Raw genomic sequence first — 16,137 nt, 5'->3', positions numbered from 1 at the left:
TATAATCGTCCCGGTAACTGTTTGTTTCAGAGGAAAGTGGCTTATGTCGGCACATCGAGTAACCGGGTTGGCGCGCGCGATCGGCGCCGCCGTTCTGTCCTGCGGCATGCTGTTCGCCTGTGGCGCGCGCGCCGACGACCCGGTGACCCTGACCCTCTACAACGGCCAGCACGAGGCTACCGGCAAGGCGGTGGCGGCGGCCTTCGAGAAGAAGACCGGGATCAAGGTACTGATCCGCAAGGGCGGTGGCGGCCAACTGGCCAACCAGATCGCCGAGGAAGGCGAGCGCTCGCCGGCTGACGTGATCTACACCGAAGAAGCTCCGCCGCTGGTCAAGCTGGCCAGCCAGGGCCTGCTGGCCCAGGTCGACCCGGCCACTCTTGCGCAGATCGACCCCAAGCTGTCGGATGACCAGGGTCGCTGGCTGGGCATCACCACCCGCGTGCGGGTGCTGGCCTTTAACCCGGAGCTGGTCAGCGAGGCCGAGCTGCCGAAGAGCGTGCTGGAAGTGGCCGAGCCAGAGTGGGACGGCAAGATCGCCTTCGTCCCCAGCAGCGGCGAATTCGTCGGCCAGACGGCTGCGGTGATCCGCCTCAACGGCCGCGAAGCCGCCGAGGAGTGGCTGGTCGGGCTGAAGGCGTTCGGCTCCACCTACACCAACAACGTCATCGCCATGAAGGCGGTGGAAAACGGTGAGGTCGGTGCGGCGCTGATCAACAGCTACTACTGGATGGCGCTCAAGCGCGAGAAGGGCGAGCTAAAGTCCAAGTTGCACTACTTCGCCGACGGTGATGCCGGCGGCCTGGCCAGCGTCTCCGGTGCGGCAGTGGTGAAGTCGACCAAGCATCCCAAGGAAGCCCAGCAGTTCCTCGCCTTCATGATCAGTGAAGAAGGGCAGAAGGTGGTGCTGAGCAAGTCGCCGGAGTACCCGGTGAACAAGGCCGTGGCCGCCGACCCGCTGCTCAAGCCGCTCGATCAGCTCAAGCCGCCGGCCATCACCGCCTCCGAAATCGGCCTGGCCGAGGACGCCCTGGACCTGCAGCGCGAAGCCGGGATGAACTGATATGCAGGTGGATGTGCTCGAGCAGGAGCTGCCGGCGCCGCTGTATGTCGGCCGCCGCCGGCGCAAGGCGCCGCCGCTGTGGCTGCAGCTGCCGGTGCTGGCGTTGCTGCTGGTCGCCGCGCTGCCGCTGTTCTACGTGGTGGCGCGCACCGCCCAGGCCGGCTGGCACGAGGCCTGGCACCTGCTCTGGCGTCCCTTCGTATTCGGCCTGCTGGCCAACACCATGAAGCTGATGGTGCTGGTCACCGTCGGCTGCGCGGTGATCGGCATGGCGCTGGCCTGGCTGATCGAGCGCAGCGACCTGCGCTGGCGCCGGCAGTGGAACGTGCTGCTGTGCCTGCCGTTCGCCATTCCGTCCTTCGTCGCCGGCTTCACCTGGATCTCCATCGGGCCGATGTTCGAGGGCCTGGGTGGCACGGTGCTGGTGATGATCCTGTCGAAGTATCCGCTGGTGTACCTGCCGGTGGCCGCTACCCTGCGCAGCCTCGACCCGGCCCTGGAAGAGTCGGCACGCATGCTCGGCTACAACCGCCGGCAGATCTTCTGGAAGGTGACCTTGCCGCTGGTGCGCCCGGTGCTGATGGCCACCAGCTTGCTGGTGGCGGTGCACATGTTGGTGGAGTTCGGCGCGCCGTCGATCATGCGTTACCAGACCTTCACCACGGCGATCTACCAGCAGTTCGAGCTGGAGTTCTCCAATACCAACGCGGCCATGCTTTCGGCGCTGCTGCTGGGCCTGTGCCTGATCATGCTGTGGGGCGAGTTCCGCCTGCGTGGCCGCGGCTATGCGCGTACCGGCCAGGGCGTGGCACGCCAGGCGCCGCGCGTGCGCCTGGGCGCCTGGGGCTGGCCGCTGCAGGCGCTGCTGCTGGTGCTGGTGGCGGTGGGCTGTGGCACGCCGCTGAGCATGCTCGGCTTCTGGATCGTCGACGGCAGCTCGGCCAGCTTCCCGGTGGAGGACATCCTCAGCGCCCTGTGGTCGTCGTTGTCGCTGTCCTTCGGTGGCGCGCTGCTCAGCTGCCTGCTGGCGCTGCCGGTGTGCCTGGTAGTGGTGCGCTACTACGGGCGCATGGCCTGGCTGGCTGATCGCCTGCCGTACCTGCTGCATGCGCTGCCGGGCCTGGTGATCGCCCTGTCGCTGGTGTTCTTCGCCCTCGGCTACGTGCCGGCGCTGTACCAGACCAGCCTGTTGCTGCTGGTGTGTTACGCGCTGCTGTTCATGCCGATGGCTCAGGGCTCGATCCGCACCGCATTGGAAAAGGCTTCGCCGCAGCTGGAGGAGGCCTCACGCACTCTCGGCCACACGCCGCTGGCGACCTTCTTCAAGGTCACCCTGCCAATCATCTTCCCGGCCATTGGCGCCGGTTTCGTGCTGGTGTTCCTCGACTGCATGAAGGAGCTGACCGCCACGCTGATCCTCGGCCCGACCGGTCTGGATACCCTGGCCACCGCTGTGTGGTCGCACACCGGCAATCTCGAATATGCCGCGGCGGCGCCCTATGCCGCGCTGCTGGTGCTGGTGTCCGGCCTGCCGGTGTACCTGCTGACCACCCGCGCCTATGCGCGGCGCGGTGCCTGACAAACGGTGCGACGAATTGTCCGCCGCCGCGGCCGGCCCGACGCGTTATCGTGCGCGCCGGGGCAGTGCCCGCAGAGGCGCGCCGCCCACCTGATTAGCGCCCGTGCCGTTTCCGCTTCAGGAGCCTGAATCATGAGCTTCACCCGCAGACAAGTTCTCGCCGGCCTCGCCGGTCTCGGTGTGGTCGGCCTCGGTGCTGGTGGCGTGCGCTACTGGCTGGGCCGCCCGGAGAACGTCGCGACCCACGACTACGAACTGATCGCCGCGCCGCTCGACATGGAGCTGGTGCCCGGCCACAAGACCCCGGTCTGGGCCTATGGCGGCCAGGCGCCTGGCCTTGAGCTGCGCGTGCGCCAGGGCGACATGCTGCGCGTGCGCTTCATCAACCGCCTCGAGGTGGAGACCACCATCCACTGGCACGGCATCCGCCTGCCGCTGGACATGGACGGCGTGCCTTATGTTTCGCAATTGCCGGTCAAGCCGGGCGAGTTCTTCGACTACCAGTTCGTCTGCCATGACGCCGGCAGCTTCTGGTATCACCCGCACACCGCCAGTTCCGAGCAGCTCGGCCGCGGCCTGGTCGGCCCGCTGATCGTCGAGGAGCGCCAGCCTACGGGCTTTCGCCATGAACGCACGCTGAGCCTGAAGTCCTGGCACGTGGACGAACAGGGCGCCTTCACCGCCTTCTCGGTGCCGCGCCTGGCTGCGCGCGAGGGCACGCGTGGCCGCCTGTCGACCATCAACGGGCAGAGCCTGCCGGTGCTTGATCTGCCGGCGGGGCAGGTGGTGCGTCTGCGCCTGCTCAACCTGGACAACACCATCAGCTACCGGCTCAACCTCAAGGGCGCTGGCGAGGCGCGCATCTACGCGCTGGACGGCCATCCGGTGGCGCCGCGCCCGTTGGGTAAGGAGTATCTGCTCGGCGCCGGCATGCGCATCGACCTGGCGATCAAGGTGCCGGCCGCGAGCGAGGAGATCGCCCTGCGCAACGGCCCGCTGCGCCTGGCCACCCTGCGCAGTGTGGCCAGCGCCGAGGCGCCTGGAGACTGGCCGGCCGCGCTGCCCGCCAATCCGGTGGCAGAGCCCGATCTGGCTGCTGCGGAAAGCCTGCGTTTCAACTTCGAATGGTCGGCGCTGCTGGCCAGCCCGCAGCAGCAGGGGCCGGCGAGCTATTGGCAGATCAACGGCCAGGCCTGGGACATCAACGACAAGCGCTGCGCGGAGCGGCCCATCGCCACCCTGCGCAAGGGCGGCAGCTACATCTTCGAACTGCGCAACATGGCGCAGTACCTGCACCCGATCCACCTGCACGGCATGACCTTCAAGGTGCTGGATTCCGATCGCAAGCAGATCATCCCGTACTACACCGATACCTACCTGCTGGGTAAGAACGAGACGGCGCGCATCGCGCTGGTCGCCGATAATCCCGGGGTATGGATGTTCCACTGCCATGTGATCGATCACATGGAGACCGGCCTGATGGCCGCCATCGAGGTGGTCTGATGCGCCAACCGAAGATCATCGACCGCAGCCAGGATGAGCGCTTCATGCGTGAGGCCCTGACGCTGGCCGCCGAAGGCGCGCAGCGCGGCGAGGTGCCGGTGGGCGCAGTACTGGTGCAGGATGGCGAGGTGATAGGGCGCGGCTTCAACTGCCCGATCTCGACCAGTGATCCCAGCGCCCATGCCGAGATGGTGGCGATCCGCGCCGCCGCCGCCGCCCTGCAGAACTACCGCCTGCCCGGCAGCACCCTGTACGTGACCCTGGAGCCCTGCAGTATGTGCGCGGGTTTGATCGTGCACTCGCGAGTGGGGCGGGTGGTCTACGGCACCACTGAGCCCAAGGCCGGGGTGGCGATCAGTCGCGGCCAGTTCTTCGAGCAGAGCTTCCTCAATCACCGCGTGCTGATCGAGGGTGGTGTGCTGGCTGCGGAGTGCAGCGAGATGCTCAGCGCCTTCTTCAAGGCGCGCCGCGCCTAGCGCAATTGTTCTTTCGGCGCCGCCATGCTGCTAGGCTGCGGCGCATCGTGACTATTGGAGAGCGTGTCTGTGAAACAGGGATTGTGGTTGTCGCTGCTGTTGCTCGGTTCTGCGGCGCAGGCCGAGCAGGACAAGGTCTATCTGCTGGCGACCGCGGGGCTCAATGCCAGCACCATGGCGCAGACCATCTTCCTCAACGAACCGGACATCACCGACCTGGCGGGTTGCCAGGAGGCGTTGCGCCAGGGCCAGCGCGATGGCGACTGGCTGAAGTACCACCACATCCTGCGCAAGGACAAGATGAAGGGCTTCAGCGTGCAGATGCAGTACCACTGCGTGACCAGCGCGCAGGAGATCGAGCCCTGGTACGAGCGCTCGCGCTATGACCATGCCTATCTGGTCGGGGTCGACGCGGAGTCGCGCCTGAGTGTGCAGCCGATGGACAACATGGCCGCTTGCATGGGCGCGTATCGCAGCCTGTCCGCCGCGGAGCAGGCGCGTCAGCATTGCACCAAGGGCAACCAGCGGGTGCGCTGATCAGAGCTGGCTCGGCTCGTCCTTCGGCACGGTCTTGTCCACGCCGGGGACGTGCAGGTTGCTCTCGGCGACGCGGCTGCCTTCCAGCTGCGGCTGGGTCACCCAGTTGAGAATGTCGTAGTAGCGCCGCACGTTGCGCACGAAGTGCACGGTCTCGCCGCCGCGGGCATAGCCGTAGCGGGTCTTGCTGTACCAGCGCTTCTGCGACAGGCGTGGCAGCATCTTCTGCACATCCAGCCACTTGTTCGGGTCGAGGCCTTCGGCCTGGGCCATCTTGCGTGCGTCCGACAGGTGGGCGATGCCGATGTTGTAGGCGGCGAGGGCGAACCAGGTGCGGTCCGGCTCGCTCATGTCCTCGGTCAGGCCGCCGTGCACCAGGGTGAAGTACTTGGCTCCGCCGGCGATGCTCTGTTTCGGGTCCAGGCGGTTGACCACGCCCATGGCTTGGGCAGTGCTCTGGGTCAGCATCATCAGACCGCGTACGCCGGTCTTGGAGGTGGCGTCGGGGGTCCATAGCGATTCCTGGTAGCCGATGGCGGCCAGCAGGCGCCAGTCCACCTTGTGCTTCTCGGCCGCCTTCTTGAAGTGCTGCTCGTAGCGCGGCAGGCGCTGCTGCAGATGCTTGGCGAAGGTGTAGGCACCGACGTAGCCGAGCACGTCGACGTGGCCGTAGTAACGCTCCTTGAGGCGCTGCAGGCTGCCGTTTTCCTCGACCAGGTTGAGGAAGTGGTTGGCCTCGCGCAGCAGGCTGTCGTCCTCGCCGGCGGCCACCGCCCAGCCCAGGCTGCGCGGCTCGCCCAGGTCGAAGGCGACGCGCACGTTGGGGAAATATACCTGGTTCATCGCCAGTTCGTTGGAGTCGACCAGGGTCAGGTCGACCTGGCCCTCATCGACCATGCGCAGCAGATCGACCACCTCGACGTCGGAAGACTCCTCGTACTGCAGCTCTGGCAAGGTCTTCTTCAGCTCGGCCAGCTGTTCGGCGTGGCTGCTGCCCTTGAGCACCAGGATGCGCCGGCCGATCAGCTCTTCGGGGCGGCTGGGGCGGCGTTGGCCGTCGCGGTAGATGATCTGCGGGGTGACATCCAGGTAGGCGCGAGAGAAGTTGGCCTGGGCCTTGCGCCCGTCGCTGGCGACCAGGCCGGCGGCGGCCAGCACCGGGCCGCCCGGCTGGTTGAGGCGGGCGAACAGGTCATCGAGGTTGTCGGCGGTCTCGACCTTCAGCTCGACGCCCAGGTTGTCGGCGAAGCGCTTGACCAGTTCGTACTCGAAGCCGGTCTCGCCGTTGCGATCCTGGAAATAGGTGGTCGGGCTGTTGCGGGTGACCACGCGTAGCACACCCTCCTCTTGCACGCGCTCGAGAGTGCTGGGCTGCTTGGCGGCAGAACCGTCGCAGCCCGCGAGCAGCAGGAGGATAGAGGTCGCCAACAAGCCGGCGGTCGTGCGGATGCGCAACGCAATGTGGGCAAACATCGGCGCAGTATACGCAAAGCCCAACGGGTGCCATATCTCGACAGTATTGCGGCGCTCTGCTAGATGCCGCCGAGGGTGCCGTCGGCGGGCGCTTTAGGCTAGAATGCACGGCCTCTAAGCACACCCCTTCCCAGAGGCTGTTCACGATGTTGATCCTGCGCGGCACGCCCGCTCTTTCCGCCTTCCGCCACGGCAAACTGCTTTCGCAACTGACCACCAAGGTCCCTGCCGTGACCGGGCTGTACGCCGAGTTCGCCCACTTCGCCGAAGTGACCGGCCTGCTCGACGCCAGCGAAGAGCAGGTACTGGCCCGGCTGCTGAAGTACGGCCCGAGTGTTCCGGTGCAGGAACCCAGCGGCCAGCTGTTCCTGGTCATTCCGCGCTTCGGCACCATTTCGCCCTGGTCGAGCAAGGCTACCGACATCGCCCGTAACTGCGGCCTGGCCAAGATCGAACGCCTTGAGCGCGGCATCGCCTATTACGTCAGCGGTGAGTTGAGCGAAACCGACCGCCAGGCCGTCGCCGCCGTGCTGCACGACCGCATGACCCAGCTGGTGCTGGGCAGCCAGGAAGAGGCCGCCGGCCTGTTCAGCCATGCCCAGCCCAAGCCGCTGACCGCGGTGGACGTGCTCGGTGGCGGCCGCGCCGCCCTGGAGCAGGCCAACGTGCAGCTGGGCCTGGCCCTGGCCGAAGACGAGATCGACTACCTGGTGAAGAACTTCACCGCCCTGGGCCGCAACCCGCACGACGTCGAACTGATGATGTTCGCCCAGGCCAACTCCGAGCACTGCCGCCACAAGATCTTCAATGCCAGCTGGGACATCGACGGCGAGAGCCAGGACAAGTCGCTGTTCGGCATGATCAAGAACACCTACCAGATGCACAGCGACGGCGTGCTGTCCGCCTACAAGGACAACGCCTCGGTGATCGTCGGCCACCAGGCCGGGCGTTTCTTCCCCAACCCGGCCACCCGCGAATACGGCGCGACCGTCGAGCCGGTGCACATCCTGATGAAGGTGGAAACCCACAACCACCCGACCGCCATCGCCCCGTTCCCTGGCGCCTCCACCGGCTCCGGCGGCGAGATTCGCGACGAAGGTGCTACCGGCCGCGGCGCCAAGCCGAAGGCCGGCCTGACCGGTTTCACCGTGTCCAACCTGAACATCCCCGGTTTCGTGCAGCCCTGGGAGAAGCCCTACGGCAAGCCCGAGCGCATCGTTACCGCGCTGGACATCATGATCGAGGGCCCGCTGGGCGGCGCCGCGTTCAACAACGAATTCGGTCGCCCGGCGCTGAACGGCTACTTCCGTACCTTCGAGCAGGCGGTGCAGAGCCCGCGTGGCGAAGAAGTCCGCGGCTACCACAAGCCGATCATGCTGGCCGGTGGCATGGGTAACATCCGTGAAGATCATGTGCAGAAGGGTGAGATCTCGGTCGGCGCCAAGCTGATCGTGCTCGGCGGCCCGGCCATGCTTATCGGCCTGGGCGGCGGCGCCGCTTCCTCGATGGCTACCGGTGCCAGCTCCGCCGACCTGGACTTCGCCTCGGTACAGCGCGACAACCCGGAAATGGAGCGTCGCTGCCAGGAAGTGATCGACCGCTGCTGGCAGCTGGGCGCCGACAACCCGATCAAGTTCATTCACGACGTCGGCGCCGGCGGCATCTCCAACGCCCTGCCGGAGCTGATCAACGACGGCGGCCGTGGTGGTCGCTTCGAGCTGCGCGCCGTGCCGAACGACGAGCCGGGCATGGCCCCGCACGAGATCTGGTGCAACGAGTCGCAGGAACGCTACGTGATGAGCGTGGACGCCGCGGACTTCGAGCGCTTCAAGGCCATCTGCGAGCGTGAACGCTGCCCGTTCGCCGTGGTCGGCGAGGCCATCGCCGAGCCGCACCTGACCGTGTCCGACAGCCACTTCGGCAACAAGCCGGTGGACATGCCGCTGGAAGTGCTGCTCGGCAAGCCGCCGCGCATGCACCGCAGCGTGGCTCGCGAGGCGGAGCAGGGCGATGACTTCGACGCTTCCACCATCGATATCGAAGAAGCGGCGACCCGCGTGCTGCGTCACCCGGCCGTGGCCAGCAAGAGCTTCCTGATCACCATCGGCGACCGCACCATCACTGGCCTGGTCAACCGCGACCAGATGGTTGGCCCGTGGCAGGTGCCGGTGGCCGACTGCGCCGTGACCGCCACCAGCTTCGACGTCTACACCGGTGAAGCCATGGCCATGGGCGAGCGCACCCCGCTGGCCCTGCTCGACGCTCCGGCCTCCGGGCGCATGGCGGTCGGCGAGACCATTACCAACCTGGCCGCTTCGCGCATCGAGAAGCTGTCCGACATCAAACTGTCCGCCAACTGGATGGCCGCCGCCGGCCACCCGGGCGAAGACGCGCGCCTGTACGACACCGTGAAAGCGGTCGGCATGGAGCTGTGCCCGGCGCTGGGCATCACCATTCCGGTGGGCAAGGACTCGATGTCGATGAAGACCAAGTGGAGCGAGGAGGGCGCAGAGAAGAGCGTGACCTCGCCGCTGTCGCTGGTGATCACAGGCTTCGCACCGGTCGCCGACATTCGTCAGACCCTGACTCCGCAGCTGCGCCTGGACAAGGGCGAGACTGACCTGATCCTGATCGACCTCGGCCGCGGGCAGAACCGCCTGGGCGGCTCGATCCTGGCGCAGACCTTTGCCCAGCTCGGCCAAAGCGTGCCGGACGTCGACGACGCCGAAGACCTCAAGGCCTTCTTCGCCGTGATCCAGGGGCTGAATGCCGACGGCCATATCCTGTCCTACCACGACCGCTCCGACGGTGGCCTGCTGACCACTGCCCTGGAAATGGCCTTCGCCGGCCACTGCGGCCTCAACCTGTTCCTCGACGGTCTGGCCGACGACGCCTCCGAACTGGCCGCCGTGCTGTTCAACGAGGAGCTGGGTGCGGTGATCCAGGTGCGTCAGGACGCTACCCCGGAAATCCTCGCCCAGTTCAGCGCCGCCGGCCTCGGCGATTGCGTGGCGGTGATCGGCCAGCCGATCAACGGCAGCGACGTGGCCATCAGCTTCAATGGCGAGCCGGTGTTCGGCGGCCAGCGCCGTCTGCTGCAGCGTCAGTGGGCCGAGACCAGCTACCAGATCCAGCGCCTGCGCGACAACGCCGACTGCGCCGACCAGGAATTCGACCTGATCCTCGACGAGGACAACCCGGGCCTGTCGACCAAGCTGTCGTTCGACGTCAACCAGGACATCGCCGCGCCCTACATCAAAAAGGGTGTGCGTCCGCAGGTTGCGATCCTGCGTGAGCAGGGCGTCAACGGCCAGGTGGAAATGGCCGCGGCCTTCGACCGCGCCGGCTTCTCGGCCATCGACGTGCACATGAGCGACATCCTCGCCGGCCGCATCAGCCTGGAAGACTTCAAGGGCCTGGTGGCCTGCGGTGGCTTCTCCTACGGCGACGTGCTCGGCGCCGGTGAGGGCTGGGCCAAGTCGGTGCTGTTCAACAGCCGCGCCCGTGATGGCTTCCAGGCCTTCTTCGAGCGCAAGGACAGCTTCGCCCTCGGCGTGTGCAACGGCTGCCAGATGATGAGCAACCTGCACGAGCTGATTCCGGGTACCGAGTTCTGGCCGCACTTCGTGCGCAACCGCTCGGAGCAGTTCGAGGCGCGTGTAGCCATGGTCCAGGTGCAGGAGTCGGCGTCGATCTTCCTGCAGGGCATGGCCGGTTCGCGCATGCCGATCGCCATCGCCCACGGCGAAGGCCATGCCGAGTTCGAGAGCGAGGAGGCACTGCTGGAGTCGGACCTGTCCGGCACCGTGGCCCTGCGTTTCATCGACAACCACGGCAAGGTCACCGAGACCTACCCGGCCAACCCGAACGGCTCGCCGCGTGGTATCACCGGTCTGTGCAGCCGCGACGGCCGCGTGACCATCATGATGCCGCACCCGGAGCGGGTGTTCCGCGCCGTGCAGAACTCCTGGCGCCCGGATGAGTGGCAGGAAGATGCCGGCTGGATGCGCATGTTCCGCAACGCGCGCGTCTGGGTCGACTGATGGCTGCGCCCCTCTCCCGCACGGGGGAGGGGCACGCCGTGCGGCGTGATGGCCGACGATCCCCTCCTTCCTGAAGTCCGCCAGGTTTCTCCCGGCGAGACTCATCTGCTGTGCCGCTGCGGACGCTCTTCCGCCCTTCCCGATTGCTCCGCTGGCTGCACCGATGGTCTGCTCCTGCAGCCCGTTCGTCAGCAGTTCGTGCTGCTGTGCCGCTGTGGTTTGTCCGCGCGCATGCCCTATTGCGACGGTAGCCACAATCCGCCTGCAGTGGGCCTCAAGGCGCGCTGGCAGCGCTTCTCCAAGGGTGATTAAGCCGCTTCGTTTTATGGCTAAAGGCTCTAGCCGGTCATGGGACGAATCGCTGGCGCCGTACTCCAAGCACAAGTCACGAGCTAGGCCGTGTAACAGGGTTGAGGCAAAATGCCAGTATCTCCCTGGCAGTGCGGCCTGCGTGTCGCTGTATTCGTCGAAGCTCGGAGGGGCTGGATGTACAAGTTCTGTTTCTACGTACCGGAAAGTCATCTGGATGAAGTGAAGGCCGCGGTGTTCGCGGCGGGTGCAGGACGCATTGGGCAATACGACAGCTGCTGCTGGCAGACCCTGGGCAAGGGCCAGTTCCGCGCCCTGGCCGGCAGCAACCCGTTCCTCGGCCAGCTCGAGCGCGTCGAGGAAGTGGCGGAGTGGAAGGTGGAGATGGTGGTGGCCGATGAGCTGATCCACGACACGGTCAAGGCCATGAAGAAGGCCCATCCCTACGAGACGCCGGCCTTCGATGTGTGGCGCCTGTCCGACCTGCAGTTTTAGCAAGCTGCCCATAAAAAAGCCCCGGCCAATGACCGGGGCTTTTGTTTTGCGCCTGTGGATTACTTCTGCAGGTGCTGCTTCAGCTCGACACCGGCCTGACGCATGGCGGCCTGCACGGCCGGAACATGGGCCTGCGGGTTGAGCAGGCCGTAGTCGTGGATCATGCCGTTGTAGCGCACCGCGGTGACGGTGACTCCGGCGGCGTCCAGTTTGCGCGCGTAGGCCTCGCCCTCGTCACGCAGCACGTCGAACTCGGCGGTCTGGATCAGGGTCGGCGGAAGTCCTTTCAGCTGTTCCGGGGTGGCGCGCAGCGGTGAGGCGAAACGTTCGGCACGCTGTTTTGGGTCGGTGGTGTAGCTGTCCCAGAACCATTGCATCATCGGCTTGGTCAGGAAGTGGCCCTGGGCGAACTGGTTGTAGGACGCCGTCTCGAAGCTTGCATCGGTCACCGGCCACAGCAGCAGCTGGAAGCGCAGTTTCGGCACGCCGGCCTCTTTCGCCTTGAGCGCGACCACCGCGGCCATGTTGCCGCCGACGCTGTTGCCGGCCACGGCCAGGCGCGAGCTGTCCACGTTGATTTCCTTGCCGTGTTCGCCGACCCATTTGGTCGCCGCGTAGGCCTGGTCGATGGCAGTCGGGTACTTGGCTTCCGGCGACGGCGTGTAGCCGACGTAGACGGCCACGGCTCCGGAGTTCACTACCAGGTCGCGGATCAGGCGGGCATGGGTCGGATAGTCACCCAGCACCCAGCCGCCGCCGTGGAAGAACATGAATACCGGCAGCTCACCCTTCACGCCCTCGGGGCGGACGATGGTCAGGGCGATCGACTGGCCGCCAGCCTGGACGGTCTTCTCCGACACGCTCACGCCGGACAGATCGACCTTGACCGAGGCCTGGGCGCCGACCAGCACGGCGCGGGCGTCTTGCGGGCTGAGGGTTTCCAGCGGCTTGCCGCCGCCGGCTTCCAGGGCCTGGAGGAAGGCCTGGGTGTTGTGTTCCACGCCGGGGCTGCCGGCGGCGAAGGCTTGAGTGATGGCCAGGGTGAGCAGGCCGCTTCCAACGAGTTGCTTGATGTTCATGATCATTCTCCTGGCGAATCGAATTTGGGGGTGAACCAGGGCCTCAGCCCTGGTTGTGGCAGTTGTCGGCTTGCTTGAGGTAGGTCACGGCTTGCACGGCACCGGCGGAATCGAGGTAGACCATGCGCGCCTCAACCACTTCGCAGTAGCGCGCATCGGCTTCCTGCAGGCTGATCACTTCTTTGACATCCAGCGCCTGGCCGTAGCGGTATTCGCTGGCCGGCTGCCCGGCGAAGGTCAGCGAGCTGGCGACGAGGGCGAGTGCGGCGAGGCTGCTGCTGGCGATATGACGAATGTTCATGGCTGTTCTCCTATTGAGTGCTGGCTCAGACCAGTACCAGGCGGACGTCGATGTTGCCGCGGGTGGCGTTGGAGTAAGGGCAGACCTGGTGGGCTGCGGCGATCAGTTCTTCGGCGGTGGTGCGCTCGATGCCCGGCAGGCTGATGTTCAGTTCTACTTCCAGACCGAAACCGCCGGGGATCTGGCCGATGCCGACTTTGCCGGTGATCGAGGCGTCAGCCGGGAAGGCTTGTTTCTTCTGGCTGGCGACAAACTTCAGGGCGCCGATGAAGCAGGCCGAGTAGCCGGCGGCAAACAGTTGCTCGGGGTTGGTGGCTTCGCCGCCGGCGCCGCCCAGTTCACGCGGGGTGGTCAGCTTGACGTCGAGGAAACCGTCGGAGGAAACGGCACGGCCGTCGCGGCCTCCGGTGGCAGTAGCGGTAGCGGTGTAGAGAGCTTTGATGGTTTGCATGGTGGTATCTCCTGGTAGCTTGCTGTCTAAAGTTTTGCGCGCCAAGTAAGTGCGTGATGAGAAATCTAGTGCGATTTAATTTTGCGCGCAAGTTAATTGTTAGATGAATTAGCTCTGAAGATTCGATCGATTGGAAATAAGCGAGGCGGCGATGGGCGCCAGGTGCCGCCCGAGCGGGCGGCAGCGGGGGTCAGACGGACTTCTGTAGCTCGCTACGCAGGGCGACGATCTGGTCCTTGAGGGCGCCAATCTGCTCCAGGGTCTGGCCACTGGCTTCGAGGATGCAGGCGGGGAAGCGTTCGGCCTCCTGCTGCAGACTGCGGCCCTTGTCGGTCAGGCGCAGTTCCACCACGCGCTCGTCGGCGCTGCTGCGGGTGCGGGTGATCATGCCTTCGGCTTCAAGGCGCTTGAGCAGCGGCGTCAGCGAGCCGGGGTCGGTGAGCAGGCGCGCGCTGATCTCGCCCACGGTGATGCCGTCGCCTTCCCACAGCACCAGCATGGCCAGGTATTGCGGGTAGGTCAGGCCGATGCTCTGCAACAAGGGCTTGTAGGCCTTGGTCATCAGCAGCGAGGTGGAGTGCAGGGCGAAGCAGAGCTGGTTGTCCAGCTGCAGGGCTGCACAGGACTGTGGAGCTTTCATGACGGGTACCTCTGTTCAATATTTGCACAATAATTTATCGCGCAAATTATCTTCCGGCAAATCCCGCGCATGAAAAAGGCGCCCGTAGGCGCCTCATTCGTTACTGGACGCAGGGACTACACGATTCTGCGAGCTAGAGCCGGGCTAGGCGGGAGGAGGCCGAGGGCGCGGAGTTTACATAGGGTAAATGAGCACCCGAGGCCTTCTCCCAACAACGCCCGGCCGACGCGCAGCAAATCGTCAGGGGCGGATCTCGATCAGCGTGCCGTCCTGCACCATGCTCCAGACTTCGCGCATGTCGGCGTTGCGCATGGCGATGCAGCCCTCGGTCCAGTCCAAGGTGTTGAAGAACCACTCGGGGTACTCATCGTCCAGCGGGGTGCCGTGGATCATGATCATGCCGCCAGCCGAGACGCCTTTCTTGCGCGCATTGGCGGCATCGCGGGCGTTGGGGTAGGAGATGTGCATGGACAGGTTGTACTTGTCGCTGGTCTTGCGCCAGTCGATCCAGTAGAAGCCTTCCGGCGTGCGCAGGTCGCCCTCGCGCACCTTGGCGCCGGTGGGGATTTTGCCCAGCGAGATGCGGTAGGACTTGAGCACCTCGCCGCGCCCCATCAGGTGCAGCTTGCGTTCGGATTTGACGACCAGCACCTTGTCCACCGGCTTGCCGCTGGGCGCGGGGGCCGGGGTGGCCTGGGACAGGCCGGTGAGGGTGATGCAGAGTAGGGCGAGCAGCCAGCGCATTGCGATGTTCCGGGGGTGTATCAGTGTTGGCCCTGATGGATCAGGTTGTTATAGCGCGAGAGTCTGCCTATGCCGCCGGTGATGTTCAATCCTCGCCAGTCGGATGGTGTGCTGGTTAGGATCAGCCGCGAAGAGCAATCTGCCCAAGGAGTAGGCGATGTCCCAACCCGAACTGCTGCGTCACCTGCGTCTGCCCCCTGGGGCGCAGGGCGATCATCTGAGCGCAGCCAGCGCCCTGGTGCGTGTGGACCGTAACCTGTTCGTGGTGGCCGACGACGAACTGCACCTGGGCCAGTTCAACCTCGACGATATGCACGGCGGCAGCCTGCTGCGCCTGTTCGAGGGCGAGCTGCCCGCGGAGAAGAAGGCGCGCAAGGCGGCCAAGCCGGATCTTGAGGTGCTGGCGCTGCTGCCGGCCATGGATGGCTTTGCGGCGGGGGCGTTGCTAGCTCTAGGGTCTGGCTCCACGGAGGGGCGCCAGCGTGGCGTGCTGCTGGGGCTGGAGGCGAGTAGCCAGTCACGGCTGATCGACCTGGCGCCTCTCTACCAGCCGCTGCACACGCACTTCAGCGAGCTGAATATCGAGGGCGGCTTCCTGCTCGGCGAGGAGTTCCTCCTGCTGCAGCGCGGTAACCAGGGCCAGGCGAGCAATGCCGCCGTGCAATATGGCTGGAGCGAGTTGCGCGACTGGCTGCTGGGGCGCGCTGCTGCGCCGTTGCCGCGAGCCATCCAGCCGCTGCAACTGGGTGAGCTGAACGGCGTAGCTCTGGGTTTCACCGATGGTGCGGCACTGGCCGATGGCCGCTGGCTGTTCAGTGCGGTGGCCGAGAATACGGCGGACAGCTACAACGATGGCGCCTGTCTGGGCGCGATGATCGGCCTGGTGGAGCACGATGGCCAGGTGCGATGCCTGGCGCAGCTGGATGGGCAGTGGAAGGTGGAGGGCATTGCCCTGGCGCAAGACGGCAGCCTGCTGCTGGTCACCGACGCCGACGACCCGCAGGTCGCCGCCAGCCTGTTGCGCCTGCCCCTGGAGCTCTGACTCAGGGCGAGAGCAGTACGGCCAGCTCGTCGACGACCTCCGCCCAGTCCGAGTCGTTGGCCAGGGCCTCGCTGAGGAACTGCGACTGGGCCTTGTTCCAGAACGGCGCCTTGGGCAGGGCCTGACCCTCGGCCAGGCGGTGCTCGCGCAGGAAGGTCTCGATATCGGCCTTACCGTTGGGCAGGCCGAGCTGTTTGAACAGGCCGCTGAAGTTGTGCTTGCTGGTGTCCATGAGTCCCTCCCGGTGTGGTCGATCTGAGAACCTGCTCAAGGTCTGCTGCGCGTCGGCTAAACGGCGTTGGAAACAGCCTCGGAATGCTCATTTACCACTCGTAAACTCCGCTTCCTCGGCCCTTTCCGCCACCCTTTGGCTCTAGCTCGCGAGACCTTGAACAGGTTCTG

Annotated in this window: 16 protein-coding genes; 9 read left to right on the top strand and 7 right to left on the bottom strand. The window is 65.8% G+C overall.

Annotation, left to right across the window (positions count from 1 at the left end; all coding sequences use genetic code 11):
• Window positions 1-43 precede the first annotated feature (43 nt).
• The 5 genes from IP89_RS07200 to IP89_RS07180 all read left to right on the top strand — a co-directional run bounded on the left by IP89_RS07200 (window position 44) and on the right by IP89_RS07180 (window position 5,158).
• Complete coding sequence (locus IP89_RS07200) at window positions 44-1,063, top strand: extracellular solute-binding protein (protein ID WP_043308664.1); 1,020 nt, start codon at window positions 44-46, stop codon at window positions 1,061-1,063.
• A gap of 1 nt (window position 1,064) precedes the next feature.
• A complete protein-coding gene (locus tag IP89_RS07195) occupies window positions 1,065-2,642 on the top strand; it encodes an iron ABC transporter permease (RefSeq protein WP_043308663.1) in 1,578 nt (525 codons plus the stop codon).
• A 132-nt stretch (window positions 2,643-2,774) separates the two neighbouring features.
• The gene (locus IP89_RS07190; protein WP_043308662.1) at window positions 2,775-4,145 is read left to right on the top strand and encodes a multicopper oxidase family protein; all 1,371 of its coding nucleotides are present in this window, start codon (window positions 2,775-2,777) and stop codon (window positions 4,143-4,145) included.
• Window positions 4,145-4,621 carry a tRNA adenosine(34) deaminase TadA gene (gene tadA / locus IP89_RS07185; RefSeq protein ID WP_043308661.1) on the top strand — a complete coding sequence of 159 codons (477 nt, stop codon included), beginning with the start codon at window positions 4,145-4,147 and terminating at the stop codon, window positions 4,619-4,621. Before IP89_RS07190 ends, tadA begins: the two co-directional genes overlap by 1 nt.
• Before the next feature lie 69 nt (window positions 4,622-4,690).
• Window positions 4,691-5,158, top strand: coding sequence for a hypothetical protein (locus tag IP89_RS07180; protein WP_043308660.1), 468 nt, complete (start codon window positions 4,691-4,693; stop codon window positions 5,156-5,158).
• On the opposite strand, the gene mltF is transcribed toward IP89_RS07180, so the two are convergent.
• Complete coding sequence (mltF, locus tag IP89_RS07175; protein WP_043308659.1) at window positions 5,159-6,631, bottom strand: membrane-bound lytic murein transglycosylase MltF; 1,473 nt, start codon at window positions 6,629-6,631, stop codon at window positions 5,159-5,161.
• 146 nt (window positions 6,632-6,777) lie between these two features.
• Here mltF and purL point away from each other — a divergent pair, with 146 nt between their 5' ends.
• The 3 genes from purL to IP89_RS07165 all read left to right on the top strand — a co-directional run bounded on the left by purL (window position 6,778) and on the right by IP89_RS07165 (window position 11,478).
• Window positions 6,778-10,674: a phosphoribosylformylglycinamidine synthase gene (purL, locus tag IP89_RS07170; RefSeq protein WP_043308658.1), complete on the top strand. Its 3,897-nt coding sequence runs from the start codon at window positions 6,778-6,780 to the stop codon at window positions 10,672-10,674.
• A 48-nt stretch (window positions 10,675-10,722) separates the two neighbouring features.
• Window positions 10,723-10,986, top strand: coding sequence for a CDGSH iron-sulfur domain-containing protein (locus tag IP89_RS22970; protein ID WP_081963195.1), 264 nt, complete (start codon window positions 10,723-10,725; stop codon window positions 10,984-10,986).
• A gap of 174 nt (window positions 10,987-11,160) precedes the next feature.
• Window positions 11,161-11,478 carry a YqfO family protein gene (locus IP89_RS07165; RefSeq protein ID WP_043308657.1) on the top strand — a complete coding sequence of 106 codons (318 nt, stop codon included), beginning with the start codon at window positions 11,161-11,163 and terminating at the stop codon, window positions 11,476-11,478.
• 59 nt (window positions 11,479-11,537) lie between these two features.
• On the opposite strand, the gene IP89_RS07160 is transcribed toward IP89_RS07165, so the two are convergent.
• The 5 genes from IP89_RS07160 to IP89_RS07140 form a co-directional block, all read right to left on the bottom strand.
• Window positions 11,538-12,557, bottom strand: coding sequence for an alpha/beta hydrolase (locus tag IP89_RS07160; protein WP_043308656.1), 1,020 nt, complete (start codon window positions 12,555-12,557; stop codon window positions 11,538-11,540).
• A gap of 43 nt (window positions 12,558-12,600) precedes the next feature.
• Window positions 12,601-12,858 (bottom strand): DUF2790 domain-containing protein, encoded by a 258-nt coding sequence (locus tag IP89_RS07155; RefSeq protein ID WP_043308655.1) that lies wholly within the window; start codon window positions 12,856-12,858, stop codon window positions 12,601-12,603.
• A 25-nt stretch (window positions 12,859-12,883) separates the two neighbouring features.
• Window positions 12,884-13,309 carry an organic hydroperoxide resistance protein gene (locus IP89_RS07150; protein ID WP_043308654.1) on the bottom strand — a complete coding sequence of 142 codons (426 nt, stop codon included), beginning with the start codon at window positions 13,307-13,309 and terminating at the stop codon, window positions 12,884-12,886.
• A gap of 190 nt (window positions 13,310-13,499) precedes the next feature.
• Entirely contained in the window at window positions 13,500-13,949 is a 450-nt protein-coding gene (locus IP89_RS07145; protein ID WP_043308653.1) for a MarR family winged helix-turn-helix transcriptional regulator, read from the bottom strand.
• Window positions 13,950-14,189: 240 nt separating this feature from the next.
• Window positions 14,190-14,693 (bottom strand): murein L,D-transpeptidase family protein, encoded by a 504-nt coding sequence (locus IP89_RS07140; RefSeq protein ID WP_043308652.1) that lies wholly within the window; start codon window positions 14,691-14,693, stop codon window positions 14,190-14,192.
• Between the two features lie 157 nt (window positions 14,694-14,850).
• Between IP89_RS07140 and IP89_RS07135 the strand changes: the two genes are divergently transcribed.
• Window positions 14,851-15,735, top strand: a complete 885-nt coding sequence (locus IP89_RS07135) for a hypothetical protein (protein WP_052080990.1) — start codon at window positions 14,851-14,853, stop codon at window positions 15,733-15,735.
• Window position 15,736: 1 nt separating this feature from the next.
• On the opposite strand, the gene IP89_RS07130 is transcribed toward IP89_RS07135, so the two are convergent.
• A complete protein-coding gene (locus IP89_RS07130) occupies window positions 15,737-15,967 on the bottom strand; it encodes a DUF2789 domain-containing protein (RefSeq protein WP_043308651.1) in 231 nt (76 codons plus the stop codon).
• Window positions 15,968-16,137: the final 170 nt, after the last annotated feature.

Origin of the sequence: Pseudomonas sp. ML96, from assembly GCF_000761545.1 — a bacterium.
In the GTDB taxonomy this organism is placed as follows: Bacteria; Pseudomonadota; Gammaproteobacteria; order Pseudomonadales; family Pseudomonadaceae; genus Aquipseudomonas.
This window is presented reverse-complemented; position numbering and strand designations above follow the sequence as displayed.

Bases quoted from the DNA above. Each gene is read 5' to 3' on its own strand.
- IP89_RS07200 (WP_043308664.1), top strand. From the start codon at position 44: ATGTCGGCACATCGAGTAACCGGGTTGGCGCGCGCGATCGGCGCCGCC.
- IP89_RS07195 (WP_043308663.1), top strand. From the start codon at position 1,065: ATGCAGGTGGATGTGCTCGAGCAGGAGCTGCCGGCGCCGCTGTATGTC.
- IP89_RS07190 (WP_043308662.1), top strand. From the start codon at position 2,775: ATGAGCTTCACCCGCAGACAAGTTCTCGCCGGCCTCGCCGGTCTCGGT.
- tadA (WP_043308661.1), top strand. From the start codon at position 4,145: ATGCGCCAACCGAAGATCATCGACCGCAGCCAGGATGAGCGCTTCATG.
- mltF (WP_043308659.1), bottom strand. From the start codon at position 6,631: ATGTTTGCCCACATTGCGTTGCGCATCCGCACGACCGCCGGCTTGTTG.
- purL (WP_043308658.1), top strand. From the start codon at position 6,778: ATGTTGATCCTGCGCGGCACGCCCGCTCTTTCCGCCTTCCGCCACGGC.
- IP89_RS22970 (WP_081963195.1), top strand. From the start codon at position 10,723: ATGGCCGACGATCCCCTCCTTCCTGAAGTCCGCCAGGTTTCTCCCGGC.
- IP89_RS07165 (WP_043308657.1), top strand. From the start codon at position 11,161: ATGTACAAGTTCTGTTTCTACGTACCGGAAAGTCATCTGGATGAAGTG.
- IP89_RS07160 (WP_043308656.1), bottom strand. From the start codon at position 12,557: ATGAACATCAAGCAACTCGTTGGAAGCGGCCTGCTCACCCTGGCCATC.
- IP89_RS07155 (WP_043308655.1), bottom strand. From the start codon at position 12,858: ATGAACATTCGTCATATCGCCAGCAGCAGCCTCGCCGCACTCGCCCTC.
- IP89_RS07150 (WP_043308654.1), bottom strand. From the start codon at position 13,309: ATGCAAACCATCAAAGCTCTCTACACCGCTACCGCTACTGCCACCGGA.
- IP89_RS07145 (WP_043308653.1), bottom strand. From the start codon at position 13,949: ATGAAAGCTCCACAGTCCTGTGCAGCCCTGCAGCTGGACAACCAGCTC.
- IP89_RS07140 (WP_043308652.1), bottom strand. From the start codon at position 14,693: ATGCGCTGGCTGCTCGCCCTACTCTGCATCACCCTCACCGGCCTGTCC.
- IP89_RS07135 (WP_052080990.1), top strand. From the start codon at position 14,851: ATGTCCCAACCCGAACTGCTGCGTCACCTGCGTCTGCCCCCTGGGGCG.
- IP89_RS07130 (WP_043308651.1), bottom strand. From the start codon at position 15,967: ATGGACACCAGCAAGCACAACTTCAGCGGCCTGTTCAAACAGCTCGGC.